The 18,649-nt window shown below is 38.9% G+C and carries 16 protein-coding genes and 1 pseudogene; all 17 read left to right on the top strand.

Annotated features, from left to right (window positions below; translation table 11 throughout):
• Window positions 1-98 precede the first annotated feature (98 nt).
• The 17 genes and pseudogenes from RTW14_RS05700 to RTW14_RS05620 all read left to right on the top strand — a co-directional run bounded on the left by RTW14_RS05700 (window position 99) and on the right by RTW14_RS05620 (window position 18,599).
• On the top strand, window positions 99-5,381 hold the full coding sequence (locus RTW14_RS05700; protein ID WP_312648731.1) for an S-layer homology domain-containing protein: 5,283 nt from the start codon (window positions 99-101) through the stop codon (window positions 5,379-5,381).
• A gap of 280 nt (window positions 5,382-5,661) precedes the next feature.
• The gene (locus RTW14_RS05695) at window positions 5,662-5,931 is read left to right on the top strand and encodes a GNAT family N-acetyltransferase (protein ID WP_312648730.1); all 270 of its coding nucleotides are present in this window, start codon (window positions 5,662-5,664) and stop codon (window positions 5,929-5,931) included.
• Between the two features lie 49 nt (window positions 5,932-5,980).
• Window positions 5,981-6,430 carry a EutP/PduV family microcompartment system protein gene (locus RTW14_RS05690; protein ID WP_312648729.1) on the top strand — a complete coding sequence of 150 codons (450 nt, stop codon included), beginning with the start codon at window positions 5,981-5,983 and terminating at the stop codon, window positions 6,428-6,430.
• A gap of 247 nt (window positions 6,431-6,677) precedes the next feature.
• Window positions 6,678-7,043: a BMC domain-containing protein gene (locus tag RTW14_RS05685; RefSeq protein ID WP_312648777.1), complete on the top strand. Its 366-nt coding sequence runs from the start codon at window positions 6,678-6,680 to the stop codon at window positions 7,041-7,043.
• 57 nt (window positions 7,044-7,100) lie between these two features.
• The gene (locus RTW14_RS05680; RefSeq protein ID WP_312648728.1) at window positions 7,101-7,682 is read left to right on the top strand and encodes an ANTAR domain-containing response regulator; all 582 of its coding nucleotides are present in this window, start codon (window positions 7,101-7,103) and stop codon (window positions 7,680-7,682) included.
• Between the two features lie 16 nt (window positions 7,683-7,698).
• Complete coding sequence (locus tag RTW14_RS05675; protein ID WP_312648727.1) at window positions 7,699-9,135, top strand: sensor histidine kinase; 1,437 nt, start codon at window positions 7,699-7,701, stop codon at window positions 9,133-9,135.
• A 95-nt stretch (window positions 9,136-9,230) separates the two neighbouring features.
• Window positions 9,231-10,661 (top strand): ethanolamine ammonia-lyase reactivating factor EutA, encoded by a 1,431-nt coding sequence (eutA, locus tag RTW14_RS05670; protein WP_312648726.1) that lies wholly within the window; start codon window positions 9,231-9,233, stop codon window positions 10,659-10,661.
• A 59-nt stretch (window positions 10,662-10,720) separates the two neighbouring features.
• Window positions 10,721-12,091, top strand: a complete 1,371-nt coding sequence (locus RTW14_RS05665) for an ethanolamine ammonia-lyase subunit EutB (protein WP_312648725.1) — start codon at window positions 10,721-10,723, stop codon at window positions 12,089-12,091.
• A 15-nt stretch (window positions 12,092-12,106) separates the two neighbouring features.
• On the top strand, window positions 12,107-12,991 hold the full coding sequence (gene eutC, locus RTW14_RS05660; RefSeq protein ID WP_312648724.1) for an ethanolamine ammonia-lyase subunit EutC: 885 nt from the start codon (window positions 12,107-12,109) through the stop codon (window positions 12,989-12,991).
• 18 nt (window positions 12,992-13,009) lie between these two features.
• A complete protein-coding gene (gene eutL, locus RTW14_RS05655; protein WP_312648723.1) occupies window positions 13,010-13,660 on the top strand; it encodes an ethanolamine utilization microcompartment protein EutL in 651 nt (216 codons plus the stop codon).
• 19 nt (window positions 13,661-13,679) lie between these two features.
• Window positions 13,680-13,925 (top strand): annotated as a pseudogene (locus RTW14_RS18740) (BMC domain-containing protein); the annotation flags it as partial.
• 357 nt (window positions 13,926-14,282) lie between these two features.
• Window positions 14,283-15,755: an acetaldehyde dehydrogenase (acetylating) gene (locus tag RTW14_RS05645; protein ID WP_312648721.1), complete on the top strand. Its 1,473-nt coding sequence runs from the start codon at window positions 14,283-14,285 to the stop codon at window positions 15,753-15,755.
• A gap of 20 nt (window positions 15,756-15,775) precedes the next feature.
• On the top strand, window positions 15,776-16,057 hold the full coding sequence (eutM, locus tag RTW14_RS05640) for an ethanolamine utilization microcompartment protein EutM (protein WP_312648720.1): 282 nt from the start codon (window positions 15,776-15,778) through the stop codon (window positions 16,055-16,057).
• A 13-nt stretch (window positions 16,058-16,070) separates the two neighbouring features.
• A complete protein-coding gene (locus RTW14_RS05635; protein ID WP_312648719.1) occupies window positions 16,071-16,355 on the top strand; it encodes a BMC domain-containing protein in 285 nt (94 codons plus the stop codon).
• Window positions 16,356-16,390: 35 nt separating this feature from the next.
• Window positions 16,391-17,179 (top strand): hypothetical protein, encoded by a 789-nt coding sequence (locus RTW14_RS05630; RefSeq protein ID WP_331654403.1) that lies wholly within the window; start codon window positions 16,391-16,393, stop codon window positions 17,177-17,179.
• A 14-nt stretch (window positions 17,180-17,193) separates the two neighbouring features.
• A complete protein-coding gene (gene pduL / locus RTW14_RS05625) occupies window positions 17,194-17,814 on the top strand; it encodes a phosphate propanoyltransferase (protein WP_312648717.1) in 621 nt (206 codons plus the stop codon).
• Window positions 17,815-17,846: 32 nt separating this feature from the next.
• Entirely contained in the window at window positions 17,847-18,599 is a 753-nt protein-coding gene (locus RTW14_RS05620) for a hypothetical protein (protein ID WP_312648716.1), read from the top strand.
• Window positions 18,600-18,649: the final 50 nt, after the last annotated feature.

The raw sequence follows: 18,649 nt of genomic DNA, 5'->3' as shown, positions 1-18,649 counted from the left end.
CTAACCCGTATTTAAGGCATTAGGTTAGCTGAGGCTAACCTAAAATTAAAACTTAAGGTTAGTTATTGATAACTTTACAATTATAAAAGGAGTGTGTTATGAAAGAGTTGAAGAAACTATTGCAAAATATCATGGTAGTTGCATTAATTGTAGCGATAACCATACCGAATGGTTTTTATGTTTTTGCGGATGGCCAAGTGGAGGAACAAGCAATAACTAAAGACACGGTGACAATAGAAGGTGCCAGTTATACGGATGGAACCTTTAGCGGACTTGGGCAAGGTCGAAATGGTGATATTTTAGTTAATGTTACCATAGATAATGGCAAGATTAGCAATATTGAAGCAGAACAACAAGAAACCTCGACTTTTTGGGAAAAAGCGAAAGCTCTTATAGATAATATCAAGAATATGGGAAATCCATCAGCAAATGATATTGATGGTGTAGATACGGTCACCGGTGCAACTTTAAGTTCTAAAGGAATAAAGGCGGCAATGAAAGATGCTCTTTTAAAAGCATTAGCAAATGAAGCTATTTTTGCCGAGGGGGCAGGGACAGTTGAATCACCCTATATGATTGCCAATGAAATACAATTGCAAAACTTTGCTAAATCCGTAAATAATGGAGAGGATTATGCAAATAAGTATATAAAACTTTCAAAAAACATGGATGAATCAGGTATAGAATGGACGCCTATTGGGTCAGAAGAGCATTCTTTTGGGGGAAGCTTTGATGGTAATGGGAAAAGAGTTGAAAATATTTCTGTAGGTCAGTCTAATAAATTTACTATTGCAAAGGAAGCAGGTTTTTTTGGAAAACTAAGCGATGGAGCATCGATTAAAAATCTTACCATTAGCAATGCGAAAATTTATATCGTTGGGGAACCAGATTCGACACCTTACGGAGCATGCTTAATAGCAGTTTCTGGGAAAAATAATCTAATAGACAGATGCACGGTTGTTAATAGCGAAGTTTTCGTAAAATCTGATAGCCAGAAATTTGTTTACGCTGCAGGACTGACGGGTAAGCTAGATCAAAACTCAGCCATTACAAACAGCTCTGCAGATTGTGATGTTAAAGGAGAAAGTGGAAATACAGTTTATTCAGGCGCAATTGCAGCCTTAACAGCAAATAAAACTTTGGTAATGAACAATTATACAGAGGGAAGTGTTGAGTCAGAAGTAATAAGTGGCGGTAAGGCAACAGCAACAGCTGTAGGAGGTGGTATAACAGCAATGGCTTCTGGGGTTACTTATAATTGTTATGCTGACAACACAGTTCGCACAACAAACAATACCACAACAGAAAAAACGAATAAAGGAAGTCTGGTGGCTTGGTCTACTGCTAATGGCTGCGTTTTAAACAGCTGCTATAATAGTGGAAAAAATGATGCAGAACCGGTTATTGTTTTTCCTTCAGGAGGAACTTTCTTTGAAGGTCTTGTAGATATAAAAGAAAAAACAACTGAGGAAACTGTAGAGATTCTGCATAACAATCTGTCATCAAATAATACAGAAACAGCAAAAAAAATAATAAAAGAAAAAGCTCCTGCAAAGGATTTTGGATTTGAGGAAAACCTGGTGGGTAGGATTTTCTATGACTGGAAAAAATTGAATTCAAATGCTACAATCTCCCAAGATATCTGGAAAGAAAAAATCAATCCACAAAACATTTTTGCATCGGGAACCGGGACAGAAGAAGATCCTTACACCCTTGGAACAGAAGAACAGCTAAGAAAATTCGCTGTTTCTCTTTCCAACGAAAACACATATGCAGGGAAATTTATCAGGCTTGTCAATGATATCAATGTATCTGATAATAAATGGATACCTATTGGGGAAGGAGAATACTCTTTTTGCGGAAATCTTGATGGAGGCAGTCATGTAATCGAGGGCATTAGCATAAACGGTGAAAATGATAATGCTTACAATACAGAAAAGGATGTATATTTTGGATGCTTTGGGGTTATAGGAAAAGATGGTACCGTTAAAAACCTTGGAGTAACTAATGTGAATATTAATGTATCAGGAAAGAAAAGTATAGTTGTTGGTGGGATCTGCGGATTAAATGATCAGGGCATGATTGACAGTTGTTTTGTTACAGGAAAGTTGAAAGGGCAGACCACGGAAAAAGGAAATAACTATGCAGGAGGAATAGCCGGCTGGGCTATAAAGGGTTATATTGTAAATTCATATGCTAATGCATCTGTTTATTCTTCAGTTCTTCCTACTGCGCTGGCTATGCCGGGGGGAATTACTGGTATGACAAATAGGACTGTTATCACGAATTGTTATAGTTTGGGAAACATAACAGGCCATACGGAAAGAAAATTAGAAGTTGTGGAATCCATGGCAGCTGTTGGTGGGCTGGTAGGTGTGGCAGGTTCTCCTGTAGTAAACTGTTATACAAGCGGGGGTACCGTTTCGGAAGATTATTCCTATTATGTAGGAGCAGCTATTGGCTGGGCAACCGGCATCGCAGAAATATATGACGTTTATTACAATTCAGAAGCCGTTCAAACTATACAGAATCAAAAGGTATCTCCTGTTTCGGATATTGGATGGCAAGTGAAACAAGGCATCAATGAAGACGGAGAAGTATACACAGGAGCTTTAACTTATCATGTTGAAGCAAAGAATTCAGAGAAAATAAAAAGTCAGGAGCTAGCGGATCAGTTAAATAAAAATTTTGAAGCATTCCCGTTAAATAATGATACTTTGCCTGCAAATATTAAGCTGAAAAAGTGGACGATTAAGAATGGTATAGTAACCTTTGCAGATGAATATGCGGAGAGAAATTTTGTAGAGCCTCCTGTAGAAAAACCAGTTTTAACCGGGAATTATAATGATGGAACTTTTTATGGACGTGCGGAAAGTGGAAAAGAATATATTAATGTAATAATTGAAGTCAAAAATAAGAAAATTACTTCTATTGACAGCAGTTTAAAGAACGCTGAAATTAATTTAGTAATTGAGAGCATTTTAAAGAGCAATCAGGCACCAGAGATTGATACCAAAGACAGCACTGAAGTTACTAACTTTAAAAATGCATTAAGAAGAGCAACCGTAAAAGCATTGAAAGGCGACTATACAAATTATGCGGCAGCAAACCATGAAATCTTTGCAGGCGGTGATGGCTCAAAAGAAAATCCATATAAAATTTCATCAGCAGAGCAGTTGGTTAAATTTGCTGCAGCTGTGAATGAAGTAGAACATTTTAAAGGTAAATATATAATTTTAACAACAGATATTGACTTATCTGGAATTCAGTGGATTCCTGCAGGTGGAAGCGGGTTATATGCTTTTTCAGGTGATTTTGACGGAAAAGGCTATAAAATTTCCAATATGAAAATCGGCAATGAAAATAAAGCTGCAAAATATGCATGTGCGGGTTTGTTCGCGTATATTGATACGGCAACAATCCGAAACCTGGAGGTAAAAGATGGATACATTAATATTGAACCTGCTTCAATCCCTGGCGTTGAAAAGGAAAGAAGCTATGCAGGATTAATTGCGGGTTATGTTGGATTAACGTCTACAAGTGGTACGAGAGGGGGAGTTATTGATAATTGTCGTGTAACTGGTCGTATTTTCTCCAATTCTGTAGAGCAAAATTATGTTGGAGGCATAGCAGGTCTGATGGCCCACAGTTTTATCAGCAATAGTTATAGTGATTGTCAAATACAGGCGAAGAGCCCAGGTAATTGGGTTTATGCTGGTGGACTTGTAGGATTACCATCCTTTTCAGTAATCGTCAATAATTACGCATATGGTAAAATTTATACAGATGGTGCTGTGAATAAAACGCAGTTAGGTGGAATAGGAGGCATGTATTCTTCTTATGCATTTAATAATTACACCGATGTAACTTTGAATGCAGAAAAACAAACCCCTGATATTGGAGGAATTGCAGGACGAAATACAGGCGTTGGTTATATTGATAACTGTTATGGCAATAGTGCAGCTGAACAAAAAACTGGAAATAAGCTTGCAACAGGCACGAACGTAGTAGGCACGCTTGTGAGTGGTGACAGATATGGAAAAGGACAGATTCAGAATAGTAAATTAGTGGCTTCAATTGATCAAAACTTTGTGGATTCATTAAATCAAAATATAGGATTAATCCAAAAAGACAAAATGTATATAGACTTAATCGGGGAATGGTTTATTTATGTTCCGGAAAATCTGAAGTTTAATACATGGACAATAAAAGATGGAAAAGCTGTATTTGGTACAGCGCAAAATAATAATAACGGAAACTCATCTTCATCTGGAAGAAATTCATCTAAGTCATCTGGAGGAAGTTCTACTGCCAATAATAATGACAATGCAGCAAGCTATAAAGTGAAAGTCACTGCATCACAAGGCAGTGCAAAAGCGGATATAAAAGTTAGTGACATAAAAGAAAGCAAGAATTTGCAGATTGAGTCTTCTGTGGCAAATATTGTATTTGATGAAAAAGCGCTTAAAACAATTTTAAGTGAAGCTAAGAGTGAAATAGCTACTAAGATAAATACAATTGAAAAGTCTTCACTTTCTAAGGAAATACAAACTATTGTCGGAGACCGGCCTGTTTATGATATTACATTAACATCCGGACAGAAAACAATTTCTAATTTTGGAAGCGGTACAGTAAGTGTTGAGATACCGTATACACTTCGCCAAGGAGAAAATCCTAATGGCATTATGGTGTATTATATGGATGAAACAGGTAAATTAACCAAAATGTCTACAACATATAATAAAGATACAAAAAAGGTTACATTTAAAACGAATCATTTTTCCAAGTACATTGTGGGATATGACAACAGTGTTGTTCAAGAAGGCACTATAGGATCCCATTTTATAGATGTTTCAGGAAATGCATGGTACGAAAATGCAGTACAATACACTATAAAAAATGGCATAATGAACGGAGTAAGCGATACTAGATTTGACCCTGATTCTAACACAACAAGAGCTATGGTTTGTACAATTTTCTGGAATGTAGAGAAAAAACCTACAATTGAAGGCAATTCTAAATTTACAGATGTGAAAAATAATAGCTGGTATGCAAGTGCTGTTATTTGGTCAGCAGAAAATGAAGTGGCAAAGGGTGTTAGAGAAAATATTTTCGCTCCTGATGCCAAAGTGACAAGAGAACAATTCGCGCAGTTCCTTTACGCATATGCAAAACACAAAGGATATAACGTAACAAAAACCAAGGGACTTTCTGGTTATAAGGATAAACCATCTGCTTGGGCTGAAGAAGCAGTAAAGTGGGCAGTGGAGAATCAAATTATAAGTGGCAAAGGAAATGGTATACTTGATCCTCAGGGAACCGCAACTAGAGCAGAGATTGCACAAATGATGATGAAGTTTAACGAAAAAATTTCAATGTAATCCTAGTTGAAACACTAAGATCTTAAAATCAGATCTTAGTGTTTTTTTAAGTGGCCAAGCTACATTTTTTATTAAATAGTATTAGTGCAAAGAACGTATGAGTTGTGTTATAATTAGTAAAAAATGACAAAATATTCACAGTAGTGGCTGAAGATAATGAAAAAAGTTTCAGATCACAGGAACTTGGGCAATAATATAGTATCAACACAATCCAGTAAATTATTTAATGTAGAAAGGAAAGTATGATGTTTTTAAGTAAAATATCATATCAGGTAATCAAATGATTTTTAAACATGAAAATAGTAGAATTTATTATATGGATGAAAATGGAAAGGTGCTTGCGGAGATACTATTCCCCACTGAGGCAGATGGCACTGCCAATATTACACATACCTTTGTAGACGATTCCCTAAGAGGGCAAGGCGTAGCGGGGAAACTGATGGAAATGGCAGTTGAACAAATAAAAAGTGAACAGAAAACTCCGAAGTTTACATGTTCTTATGCAATAAAGTGGGCGGAAAAAAATTACTCTAATTCAAATACCCTATAAAATTGAAGAAAAATAATACCATTTATAATGGGCATGGAGGATAAAGTAAATGGAGAGCACCAAGCAGCGTATAATGCTGGTAGGAAAGTCCCAAGCGGGCAAAACTACCTTGACACAGTACTTGACAAATCAACAGCTTTTTTATCATAAAACTCAGACTGTTCAGGTGGTAGCTGGACAGTTTATTGATACCCCTGGAGAGTATTTAGAACGGAGGGGATTTTATGGAGCCTTATCCGTAACCGCATCCGAGGTAGATGCTATTGCAGTGATTCAATCTGCAATTGAAGATGGAAGCATGTTTGCCCCAGGGTTTGGCAAGATGTTCTGTGGAAAACCTGTTGTGGGAATTGTAACAAAAATAGATTTAGCAAGTGAAGAACAGTTGAAACGTGCAGAGCAATATTTAGCAGATGCAGGTGCACAAATCTGTTTCAGGGTGAGCAGCATAACAGGACAAGGTATGACAGAATTAGACAAGTGGCTTCAGGCCTTATAAATCAAGACCAGACATAAAATCCTTAAAATCAACTGAAAATTAATTAAAAGAAAAATCAAATAATTTTCAGTTCTATATTGACAAGTCCATTGAATTTGGTTATTATAAGGGTAAATTTAATGGAGTACTGTACGGCGTAGTGTAGGACTCCGAATTGTAAGGATTGCGAAGCAGCGCCTAGACATATTTTGTTTGGGTGCTTTTTTTGTTGGTTGATGTAAGTGACATAATACATCTTAGGAAATCAATGCTGAAAGGAAGTGAGGCATTGGAGGAAAGTAAACAACGAATTATACAGGAATTTGTTCCGGGTAAACAGGTGACATTGGCACATGTGATTGCAAACCCAATTAAGGATTTATATTCGAAGCTAGGGATGTTGCAGGATAAAGGTGCTATTGGCATACTTACCATTACTCCCAGTGAGGGTGCTATGATCGCAGCGGATGTTGCATCAAAAGCGGCTGATATTTCAATTGGTTTTGTAGATCGTTTTAATGGGTCGCTGGTCATATTAGGAGATGTTGCTGCGGTTGAAGCAGGAATACGAGATGTAATGAACATGCTTTGTGATAAGATGGGATTTGCAAAGACCGAGATCAGTAGATCTTAAGTGTGGGAAGGCGAAAAAGCTATTGAACGTACAATGGCGAAATGCTAGGAGTTAACCATGAAGGAAAAGGAAAGAAAAGGAATTCGGGTTGTCATCGCTGAAGATGAACCCATTACCAGAATGGATTTAAAAGAAATGCTGGTAGCCGCTGGATACAGCGTTGTTGGTGAAGCGTCAGAAGGATTTGATGCGATTGAAATCTGCAAAAGGAAACAGCCTGATGTAGCTATTTTAGACATTAAAATGCCCTTACTGGATGGCTTATCCGCAGCTAAGGTAATAACAGAGGAGAAAACTGTAGGCACGGTTATTCTATTGACTGCTTATAGTGATGAAGAGTTTATTAATTGTGCTACAAAGATTGGTGTTTCCGGTTATATTGTGAAACCTATTGACGAAAAGGCATTGGTACCAAATATTGAAATTGCTGTGGCTAGAAGTAGAGAGATTCAGCGGGTTAAACGACAGTGTGAGATTATTGCTGAACGTCTGGAGAATCGTACAGTAATTGAAAAAGCAAAGGGGCAGCTGATGGTATCTATGATGTTGTCTGAAAATGAAGCTTACGAGTACATAAAGACCTTAAGTAAGGAAAAAAAGGTTTCCATGAAACGAATAGCGGAAATTATATTGGCTTAGAAGGATTGGGGATAAAATGCCGGATACTATAGAATTATTATGCAAAAAGTACACTAATTTAACAGAGGAAGAAATTGAAACCATAAAGAAAATAGGGGTTGGCCTTCAAACTATGGCAAATTTGGAGGATGCAGACTTTTTTATTGACTGTTTGACTACGGATGAAACTACAGCCGTTGTAGTAGCTGAAGCAAAGCCACAAAATGTACCGTCTTCATATAAAAAAACGGTAGTAGGACTTTTAGCAGAGCCACAAAATGAGCCGGCTGTTGCCAGAACTTTTAAGCTAGGCCTGCCTACAAAGCAAATGAAAGCGGTAACGCAGGAGTATGCAAATGTCATTCAATCAGTAGAGCCCATTCGACATGGAGACAAAATAATTGGTGTGCTTATTGAAGAAAAAAATGCAGAGGAAAACAGTGAAATGCGTGATCGCATTCGCTTTTCAGATCAAAGTTATGCAAAGCTTGCAAATGTACTTACAAGACTCGATGAGGGAACTTCATGGCTGGCAGATTGCATTGATGAAGCTGTTATCTTGATTGATATGGATGGGTATGTGAGCTATAGAAACAAGATAGCCTGGAAATTATATCAGAAACTTGGCTATACCGTAGATATCTTAGGGCAGCAGTATCGGTGTGTGGCCTTACACGGATCCAATTTGGAGTGGTTTGACCAAGATGCAAATTATTCTGGAATCGAAGTGAATACTGCAGATTTAACCTTGACAGTGAAACAAATTTCTTTAAAGAATAACAATGTGGATTTTGCAGTGATGATACAAGATATTACTCATATACGAGAAAAGGAAAAAGAGTTAATATTGAAGTCTGTAGCAGTAAAGGAAATGCACCATAGAGTAAAAAATAGTCTGCAGACTATTGCTAGCCTGCTTCGCCTACAAGGGCGAAGAACTAAAAATTTAGAGGCAAAAAAGGTTTTAGATGAGAGTATGAACCGTATACTAGCTATTGCCAGTACACACGAGCTGCTAGCAAAAGTCGGTGTGGATCAGGTTAATATTCGAGATGTGTTAGAAAATATTAAAGACAATACACTTCGTTACTTCTTAAAACCAGCAATGGATGTGACTGTTGAAATTATAGGAGAAGGCTTTCAGGTGGATTCAGAAGTCTCCACTTCTGTAGCCCTTGTAGTTAGTGAACTGTTGCATAATTCCCTTCAATATGCTTTTGATGATGGCCGACAAGATGGAAACATTATAATAGAGATTGAGAATAAGGAACGGCAATCCCATATTTCCGTAAAGGATAATGGAAAAGGTTTCGATATCAATAGTGTTAGGGAAGATAGTTTAGGATTGAGCATTGTGTTTTCCATAGTTAAAGATAAATTAAAAGGGACCATTAATGTAAGCTCCAGTGATAGAGGAACCAATATTGCTTTTAGTTTTAAAAATAGAATAACAACAATAGATAATGTGACGTAGCGTTATCCGTATGCCAAAGCGTAGCAGCTTAGGTACAGAAAGAAATTTTTGTGTCTAAGCTGCTTTTTTTGTTAGCAGGGAAAGGGAGTGAGCAAGTGAAAGAAGTTGTAACCAGTGTTGGAATTGATATTGGAACTTCTACAACACAGTTGATTTTCAGTAAATTGACTATTGAGAACCGGGCAGCGGGTTATATGGTCCCAAAAGTTGAAATTGTAAAAAAAGAAGTGTTTTATTGCAGTGATATTTATTTTACACCACTGATTTCAAACACAGAAATTGATGGAGAGCAGGTTCGCGCAATCATACGAGCAGAGTATGAAAAAGCGAATATAAAGCCAGAAGAAGTCAGTACGGGGGCAGTAATCATAACCGGTGAAACAGCTAGAAAGCAGAATGCCAACACAGTACTAAATAGTCTGAGTGATTTGGCAGGTGATTTTGTAGTAGCTACTGCAGGACCTGATTTGGAATCTGTTCTGTCTGGTCGTGGAGCAGGAGCAGATTTGTTTAGTGAGGAGAACCGAAACGTAGTAGCAAATCTGGATATAGGAGGAGGAACCACTAACATAGCAGTATTCCGCAAAGGAAGCCTTTGTGGTGTTACATGCTTAGATATTGGGGGACGCCTGATTAAAATTGAAAACGGAAGAATCAGTTATATTTATAGCAAAATTCAAGAACTGGCAAACTCCAATGGGATACAGATTAATGTAGGCGATGAAGTTAAGATTGAGAAACTAGAACGAGTTTGTGATTTAATGGCACATGAATTAAAGGCTACATTACATTTAGAGAATGAGTCTAAATATCATCAAAATTTATATACCAATCAGGGAAAGGGCTTAGAAGAGGCAATTCGTATAGATGCTCTGACTTTTTCAGGAGGAGTAGCCAACTATGTATACGAAACCACTCAGGAGGATGTATTTAGGTATGGTGATGTTGGAATTCTTTTAGGAGGAGCCATCGCCAAAAGTGGAATTTTAGACTGCGTGGATTGTTATCGCTCAGAGGAAACGATTCGGGCTACGGTGGTAGGAGCTGGAACGCATACTACAGAAATTAGTGGCAGCACCATTTTTTATCAAAAGGAGCAACTGCCCATAAAAAATATTCCAGTACTCAAGTTATCAAAGATTGATGAAGAAACCCCAGAGTCTGTAAGTGCAGCAATAAAGGCACAGTTACCCATTTACCAAAATGATGGAAAGAAAGAACCCGTAGCAGTTGCACTGTCTGGAGCACCCTATGGTGAATTTGAAAAGTTACAGGCACTTGCAGCAGCTATCATTGAGGGAACAGATTCACTTATGAAAGAAAATTTTCCGCTTATTATCGTAGTGGAATCCGATATAGGAAAGGCATTGGGAACTGCACTCCATGTACGACTTGGAAGTAAAAAAGATGTAATTTGCATAGATGGAGTGCGGAGTAAAGGAGGCGACTATATCGATATAGGCGAGCCGGTAGGGGGAGGGTATGTTCTCCCAGTGGTAGTAAAAACACTCATTTTTAATTCGTAGATTACTTCTGAATAGGAGTTATCAATATAAAAGGAAAGGAAAGAATAGGTGAAAAAGGCATGATACTAAGAACAAAGCTATTTGGACATAACTATGAGTTTAAATCACTCAGGGAAGTAATGGCCAAAGCAAACGAAGAAAAATCAGGGGACAGACTTGCCGGAATCGCAGCAGAATCTGCGGAAGAAAGAGTTGCGGCAAAAGTAGTATTATCACACATAACATTGGCAGAAATAAGAAACACGCCAGCGGTTCCGTATGAGGAGGATGAGGTAACGCGAATTATTCAGGATGCAGTAAATGAGTCCATTTACAACGACTATAAGAATATGACTGTTGCTGAATTTCGAGAATGGTTATTGGATGAAAAAACAAGTTCATCTATGATCCGCAGGGCTTCCCGAGGAATTACCAGTGAGATTGTTGCAGCTGTGTGCAAATTGATGAGCAACTTAGACCTAATTTATTGTGCAAAAAAGATGCGTGTATCTGCACACTGTAATACAACAATCGGACTTCCCGGAACATTTTCATCTCGTTTACAGCCAAATCATACTACAGATGATCCAAAGGGAATTATGGCCTCCGTTATGGAGGGTTTGAGCTTAGGATGCGGGGATGCGGTTATTGGTTTAAACCCAGTGGATGATTCCGTAGAAAGTGTCGCCAGAGTTTTAAAAAGTTTTGATGAGTTTAAGAATAAGTGGGAAATACCTACACAGATTTGTGTTTTAGCACATGTAACAACACAGACGGAGGCAGCAGATAAGTTTAATGCACCAATTGATTTGATGTTTCAGTCCATAGCTGGTTCTCAAAAAGGCAATGAAGCCTTTGGTCTTACTGCAGCTATGCTGCAAGAGGGACATGACATGATGCTGAAGAAGGGAACCTCAACAGGACCAAATGTTATGTATTTTGAAACAGGACAGGGGTCTGAGTTATCTTCTGAAGCACATCATGGATGGGATCAGGTAACCATGGAGGCTCGTTGTTATGGATTTGCAAAGAAGTATAATCCTTTCTTAGTCAATACGGTTGTTGGGTTTATCGGCCCAGAGTATTTATACGATTCAAAGCAGGTAACCCGTGCCGGATTAGAAGATCATTTTATGGGTAAATTGACTGGCATTCCAATGGGATGCGATGCTTGTTATACAAATCATATGAAGACGGACCAAAATGATATTGAAAATTTAGCTACCTTATTAACAGCAGCTGGCTGTAACTATATCATGGGAGTACCTCAGGGGGATGATTGTATGCTTATGTACCAGTGTACAGGATATCATGAGGCTGCAGCGCTGAGAGAAGTGTTTGGACTAAGGCCAATTAAAGAATTTGATATGTGGCTTGAAAAAATGGGCTTTTCGGAAAATGGAAAATTAACGCCGCTTGCCGGAGATGCTTCTGTATTCATGAGAAAATAGAAAGGAGGTCAGAAAATGGAACAAGTAGATTTAAAACAGATTATAGAGCAGGTAATAAAGGAAATGAAGCTGTCAGATTCAGATATCCAGCCGGCTTCAGAGGTTTTGGCAGCTCAGGAAAACATTACATTGGAGGATGGATTCATTCCTGATGTAACGGAGGTAGACATTAAGACGCAGTATTTAGTAAAGGAACCGCAAAACGGTGAAGCGTACTATGAGTTAAAACAATATGCTCCATGTAGATTGGGTATTGGCAAAGCTGGAGCCAGATATAAAACGGACCCAATGCTTCAATTTAGAGCAGCTCATTCAGCAGCACAGGATGCTGTTTTCAGTGATGTGGATGCTGAGTTTGTTGAGAGCATGGATCTATTTACTGTCACTACACAGTGTGATTGCAAAGATACATATTTGACAAGACCAGACTTAGGAAGAAAGCTTTCATCAGAATCTGCTGAAATAATTAAAGAAAAGTGTAAGAAGAATCCCACAGTACAGATTTATGTAGCAGATGGCCTTTCCTCTGCATCCGTTGCCGCTAATGTTCGGGATTTACTTCCTGCAATTATTCAAGGATTACAAAGCCATGGAATTAATACAGGAACTCCTTTCTTTGTAAAATATGGAAGGGTCGGGGTAATGGATCAGATTTCAGAACTGACTGGGGCTGAAGTGACCTGCACCTTAATTGGAGAAAGACCAGGACTTATTACAGCAGAGTCCATGAGTGCCTATATTGCTTACAAAGCAACTGTGGGAATGCCGGAAGCTAGAAGAACCGTACTTTCTAATATTCATAGAGCGGGGACAATGCCAGTTGAAGCTGGAGCACACATTGCAGATATTATCAAAATTATGCTTGAGAAAAAAGCAAGCGGAACAAATTTGAAATTGTAATTAGGGAGGATGTAAAAAATGAAGAGAGATCCCATTAAGTCGACTGTATTAGCAACAAAAGTTATTCCAAATGTAAACAGTGAATTAGCAGCTCAGTTAAACTTAACACCAGATCAGAGATCTTTAGGGTTAATTACTGTAGACTGCGATGATGTAACTTATACGGCTTTGGACGAAGCCACAAAGGCTGCAGATGTAAAAGTAGTATACGCAAAAAGTTTCTATGGTGGTGCGGCAAACGCAAATACAAAGCTTGCAGGTGAAATTATTGGCATCTTAGCAGGACCAAATCCAGCAGAAATTAAGAGTGGATTAAAGGCATGTGTAGATTTTATCGAGAACTCAGCCCACTTTGTTTCGGCTAATGAGGATGATAGTATTGTGTATTATGCACACTGCATTTCAAGAACAGGCTCATATTTGTCAGAAGGAGCAGGTATCCAAGAAGGAGAAGCAATAGCATATCTGATTGCTCCACCGTTGGAAGCCATGTATGGTATTGATGCAGCTATGAAGGCTGCAGATGTAGCTATGTGTGTGCTGTATGCTCCACCTTCAGAAACAAACTTTGGCGGAGCATTATTAACAGGAAGCCAGTCTGCTTGTAAGGCGGCATGTGAAGCATTTGCTACTGCTGTAGAATTTGTTGCAGATAATCCAATTGCATAAAAGTGGAAGGGTGTAAAATATGGAAGCGTTAGGAATGATAGAGGTTTATGGCTATTTAAGTGCAGTTGAAGCATTGGATAGTGCTCTTAAAGCGGCTAATGTAGCTCTTCATAGCGTAACAAAGGTTCAAGGCGGATTGGTAACGGTGATGGTAGTTGGAGATGTAGGAGCCGTAAAGGCGGCAATGGATGCCTCTGCTGCTGCTGCAGGACGTGTGGGAAATGTAGTTTCAGTACATGTCATTCCAAGGCCAGCAAAAGATGTGTTTCATATGACAAATGTAAAACTTGAAAAACAGAAATCATACGAAGCAGATAATACCGAAAAAAATGATGTACTTAAGGAAGTTGAAGAACCAAAAGAACCTGACGGACTTGAAGAACTTGACGGACTTGAAGAACTTGAAGAACCAAAAGACATACAGGATATAAGAAAAATAAAACAAGAAGCGTTCAAATCTGTATTCAGTAAAGAAGAACTGGAACAGAGAACTGTAGAGGAGTTACGGCAGATTGCACGTTCTCTGCATTTGGAGAGTATAACAAAAAATGAAATTAAGTTTGCAAAGAAGGGACTGCTTATTGAGGCTATTTGTAAATTTAATGAAGGAGGAGATAAGTAAATGCTGTTATATGATAAGGATTTACTGTCTGTACAGGAAGTGCGTGAGCTGGTAGAGCATGCAAAGACAGCACAAAAAGAATTAGCAGAAAAAACACAGGCTCAAGTGGATCAGATTGTAAAATCTATTGCAGATGCTGGTGTGAGAAATGCAAAAAGACTTGGGCAGCTGGCACATGATGAAACTGGCTTTGGCATAGCTTCAGACAAGGTAATAAAAAATATTTTTGGAAGCAAGGGTGTCTATGAAAGAATCAAGGACATGAAGACTGTAGGAGTAATTAAGAGAGATGAAGCTGCGGGAACTTATGCAGTAGCCGTACCAGTAGGCGTAATAGCCGGACTGATTCCTTCCACTAATCCTACATCCACTGTATTTTACAAAGCAGAGATTGCTATTAAAGCAGGAAATGCAATTGTATTTTCACCCCATCCTAATGCGTTAAAGTGCATTTTAGAAACGGTGAAGGTAATCAGGCAGGCTATAGTAGAGGCTGGTGGACATGAAGATTTGGTATCGTGCATTTCGCTTCCTACGATTCAGTCCACAGATGTGCTTATGAGCCATCCAGATACTTCATTAATTTTAGCAACAGGTGGTTCAGCCATGGTAAGAGCTGCATACTCATCAGGAACACCGGCAATAGGTGTGGGACCAGGTAATGGTCCGGCATATATTGAGCGAAGCGCTGATATACATAAGGCAGTAAAATGTATCATGGACTCGAAAACTTTTGATAACGGCACTATATGTGCATCGGAACAGTCGGTAATTTGTGATGATGACATGAAAGAAGCCGTTCAGAATGAAATGAAAAAACAGGGAGCTTACTTTTTAAATGAACAGGAGAGAGAACAGCTCGGCAACTTCATCTTACGCTCCAATGGAACCATGAATCCTATGATCGTAGGGAAAAGCGTACAGGTAATTGCAGAATTAGCAGGTTTATCTGTGCCAAAGGATATAAGAGTTCTGGTAGCGGAAGAAACTGGAGTTGGCAGGGGGCATCCTTATTCTAATGAAAAATTAGCACCTATTCTAGGCTTTTATACCGCCCCTGATTACAGGAAGGTTTGTGAACGTTGTTGTGAGGTTTTGTACTATGAAGGTGCAGGGCACACGTTTATTATTCACACGGAAAATCAAGAGATCGTTGACTATTTTGCACATAGGGTTCCAGTATCCAGATTTGTTGTAAATAGTCCAGGGGCTTTGGGCGGCATTGGAGCTTCTACAGGATTAATGCCAGCATTAACACTCGGCTGTGGTGCCGTAGGTGGAAGTGCTACCAGTGAAAATGTGGGACCAGAACAGCTTTACAATCTTCGATACGTAGCTGTAGGAAAGAAAAGCTTGGAAGAAATTCGAAGAGAAGCTGGAGAAATTGAATTAAAACCAGAAGCAGTTAATTTAGATGCAAAGCAGATAGATGAAGTGGTACGCCGCATCATCAACCAGCTTGAAGCAATATGAAGTTGTGAGGAGGATTTGAGATGTTAGCAATGCAGGCATTAGGCATGATTGAGACAAAAGGGCTTGTGGGCTCTATAGAAGCAGCAGATGCAATGGTAAAGGCAGCAAATGTAACTTTAATTGGTAAAGAACATGTAGGTGGTGGATTAGTTACAGTGATGGTAAGAGGCGATGTAGGGGCAGTAAAAGCAGCAACAGATGCAGGAGCAGCAGCAGCAGAACGTGTCGGAGAATTGTTATCCGTACATGTAATCCCAAGACCACATGAAGAAGTAGAAAATATACTTCCAGTATTGAAATAAGGAGGAATGGAAAATGACAGCAGTTCAAGCATTAGGAATGATTGAAACGAAAGGACTTGTAGGTTCTATAGAAGCGGCAGATGCAATGGTAAAGGCGGCAAATGTAACTTTAATTGGCAAAGAGCACGTAGGCGGTGGTTTGGTCACAGTAATGGTAAAAGGTGATGTAGGTGCTGTGAAAGCTGCAACAGATGCAGGAGCAGCAGCAGCAGAACGTGTTGGAGAATTAATCTCCGTACATGTAATCCCAAGACCACATGAAGAGGTGGAATTTATACTTCCTGTTTTACAGAAATAATTATTATGTAAAACAAGAGGTGGGAGGTGAACGCGTTGAAAGTCATAACAGAAGCTATATTGCGGGATGAGCTTAGAAACAATCAACCGGAGTACTTTTGTATACCGAAGGAAACAATTTTATCACCTGCAGCTCGTGAATATTTACAGCAACGTAAAATAAAAATCTTAAAAGAACCCCCTGTGCAGCCAGAGCCATCAGTGGTGAAGAACAGTGAATCGTCTGAGGTAACAGTAACTTGCGATTCAGAGACAGCACAAGCTTGGAAACCCACTTATGTGGATTTTGAAACAGGTGCGTTTTATATGAAAAAACCAGAGCATATGTGTCAACTTCATGGAAACTTTCTGGTAGCCAAAAATCATCCAAGGATATTGTTTCGAGGGAAGTTAGATTCCATTCAAACGATGATTATTCTGGATCAGGCATTGATGTCAGATGCAGGTACATCCAATAAATTAATTGCAGATTTAAATAGTGTATTATTAACACTACAAAATATTATGAAATGCGAAGTTTTGGATGAAGTATTGGAAAATGGTTTAATAATAGGGCTTACTCATAGCGAGTTGCGTGATCGTTCTCACGATCCGATGAAGTTCTTTGGAATTAAGCAGATGGTTATGCCTAACTATACTATGGGTACACAGTACGCTATGCTGAATCAGCTCCGTGCTGCTATCCGTGAGGTAGAAGTATCTGCAGCGACGGCTTTTTGTCAAAACGGAAAATGCAGTAGAATTGACATAATAGAAGAATTAAATCGACTATCCAGTGCTCTGCATGTCTTGATGTGCAAATGGCTGGCAGGAGAATATCAATAGAAGGAGATTGAGCAATGGAAAATCTGGTTCAGGCAATGAAAGATGCCATTCAGGCAAACGGATTGGTACAAGTAGAAACTTCTGCCAGACATGTGCACCTTAGCCAAACTGATTTAGAGCAGCTGTTTGGGGTCGGTTATAAACTAACGGGTAAAAGAGCATTATCACAACCAGGTCAATACTTGGCAGAAGAGAAGATAACGCTGGTAGGACCTAAGGGCGAAAAGAAAATTTCTATTCTAGGACCTACCAGAGTTAAAACACAGATAGAGCTGTCTCGGAGTGATTGCATGATGCTTGGAATGACTGCTCCAATCAGGTTGTCTGGACAGTTAAATGAGTCGGGGGCTTTTGTATTAAAAGGCCCAAATGGTGTGGTAGCTCTTTCAGAGGGAGCTATCATTGCCAAAGCACACATTCATGTACCACCAGAGATGGCTGACAGATTGAAGTTAGTTGATAAGCAGAGAGTACGCTTAGAAATCATTACAGAGAGGCCTGTTATCTTGCAAGATGTTATTGTTCGTGTAGATGAAGCATCCAGCTACAAAGCCCACATTGATACTGATGAGGCAAATGCGGCAGCATGCGAGGGATTTACCTTAGGACGAATTATAGATAGCAGGGTGAAATGAATTGCAAAGCAAGTTAGAGAGGAGGGGAGAAGATGGATTTCAATGAATTAGTAAGTCAAATTGCAGTAAAAGTTGCAGAAAAAATTTCTGTCATGGAAAATCATCCAGAAATACAGCTGCCACCATATGAGGAAATAAGTCAAAAACCTAAGTTACTAATTCTTTCTGAGGATCATGGTACAGCTTGCCATGACCTATGGGAAAATCAGAGGCTTTCCCACAAGTTTGATATTACGTGTGCCTTAACAAATGAATATCAGTGTGATATGCAGCAATTTGATGTGGTTGTGATGCGGTATCTAAGCATTAAATCATTGGGGAAAATTGCAGAGGGTATTGCAGATACACCGTTTACAGAACTGGCGATCAAAGCAGTTTTATTAGGCAAGAGAATATTTGTTCCGAGTGAGGAAGTAGAGGTGTTCCAATATAGGGAAACAGCGCCTAAACTTTATTACGGGATGATGATACAGAAAATAGAACTGTTGAAAAATGCAGGGATTTGCTTTTGCAGCTTAGAGCAATTGGAGCAAGTTATCCTGAATCACGAAGGTCCATTGGAGAAGAAAAACAGTTGCCCCATAGAAGAAAAGCAGTCAGATATTGCTGTTGAAGCTAGTAAAAAAGAAGCCATATCATTGACGAAGAGGGTTATTACAGAACGTGATATACATAACATTTGTGAGCAAAATACAGAGCTAATTTATGTAACGGAAAAAACAATTATTACCGATTTGGCTCGCGAGTATGCAGAGCAAAGAGGCATTTCATTTGCAATTAGATGAATATAAAAAATAAAAAAACCGAGAGCGCAGTGCTGTGTGAAAGAGAGGAT

It is taken from the genome of Aminipila sp. (assembly GCF_032051575.1).
Taxonomy (GTDB): domain Bacteria; phylum Bacillota; class Clostridia; order Peptostreptococcales; family Anaerovoracaceae; genus Aminipila.
Note: the sequence above shows the minus strand (reverse complement) of the source record. Positions and strands in the feature narration are given on the sequence as shown.

What these genes read in the sequence shown, in the direction of transcription:
- RTW14_RS05695 (WP_312648730.1), top strand. Translation starts at nt 5,662, where the DNA reads ATGATTTTTAAACATGAAAATAGTAGAATTTATTATATGGATGAAAAT.
- RTW14_RS05685 (WP_312648777.1), top strand. Translation starts at nt 6,678, where the DNA reads ATGCTGAAAGGAAGTGAGGCATTGGAGGAAAGTAAACAACGAATTATA.
- RTW14_RS05690 (WP_312648729.1), top strand. Translation starts at nt 5,981, where the DNA reads ATGGAGAGCACCAAGCAGCGTATAATGCTGGTAGGAAAGTCCCAAGCG.
- RTW14_RS05645 (WP_312648721.1), top strand. Translation starts at nt 14,283, where the DNA reads ATGCTGTTATATGATAAGGATTTACTGTCTGTACAGGAAGTGCGTGAG.
- RTW14_RS05675 (WP_312648727.1), top strand. Translation starts at nt 7,699, where the DNA reads ATGCCGGATACTATAGAATTATTATGCAAAAAGTACACTAATTTAACA.
- RTW14_RS05620 (WP_312648716.1), top strand. Translation starts at nt 17,847, where the DNA reads ATGGATTTCAATGAATTAGTAAGTCAAATTGCAGTAAAAGTTGCAGAA.
- eutC (WP_312648724.1), top strand. Translation starts at nt 12,107, where the DNA reads ATGGAACAAGTAGATTTAAAACAGATTATAGAGCAGGTAATAAAGGAA.
- pduL (WP_312648717.1), top strand. Translation starts at nt 17,194, where the DNA reads ATGGAAAATCTGGTTCAGGCAATGAAAGATGCCATTCAGGCAAACGGA.
- eutM (WP_312648720.1), top strand. Translation starts at nt 15,776, where the DNA reads ATGTTAGCAATGCAGGCATTAGGCATGATTGAGACAAAAGGGCTTGTG.
- eutL (WP_312648723.1), top strand. Translation starts at nt 13,010, where the DNA reads ATGAAGAGAGATCCCATTAAGTCGACTGTATTAGCAACAAAAGTTATT.
- RTW14_RS05665 (WP_312648725.1), top strand. Translation starts at nt 10,721, where the DNA reads ATGATACTAAGAACAAAGCTATTTGGACATAACTATGAGTTTAAATCA.
- RTW14_RS05680 (WP_312648728.1), top strand. Translation starts at nt 7,101, where the DNA reads ATGAAGGAAAAGGAAAGAAAAGGAATTCGGGTTGTCATCGCTGAAGAT.
- RTW14_RS05700 (WP_312648731.1), top strand. Translation starts at nt 99, where the DNA reads ATGAAAGAGTTGAAGAAACTATTGCAAAATATCATGGTAGTTGCATTA.
- RTW14_RS05635 (WP_312648719.1), top strand. Translation starts at nt 16,071, where the DNA reads ATGACAGCAGTTCAAGCATTAGGAATGATTGAAACGAAAGGACTTGTA.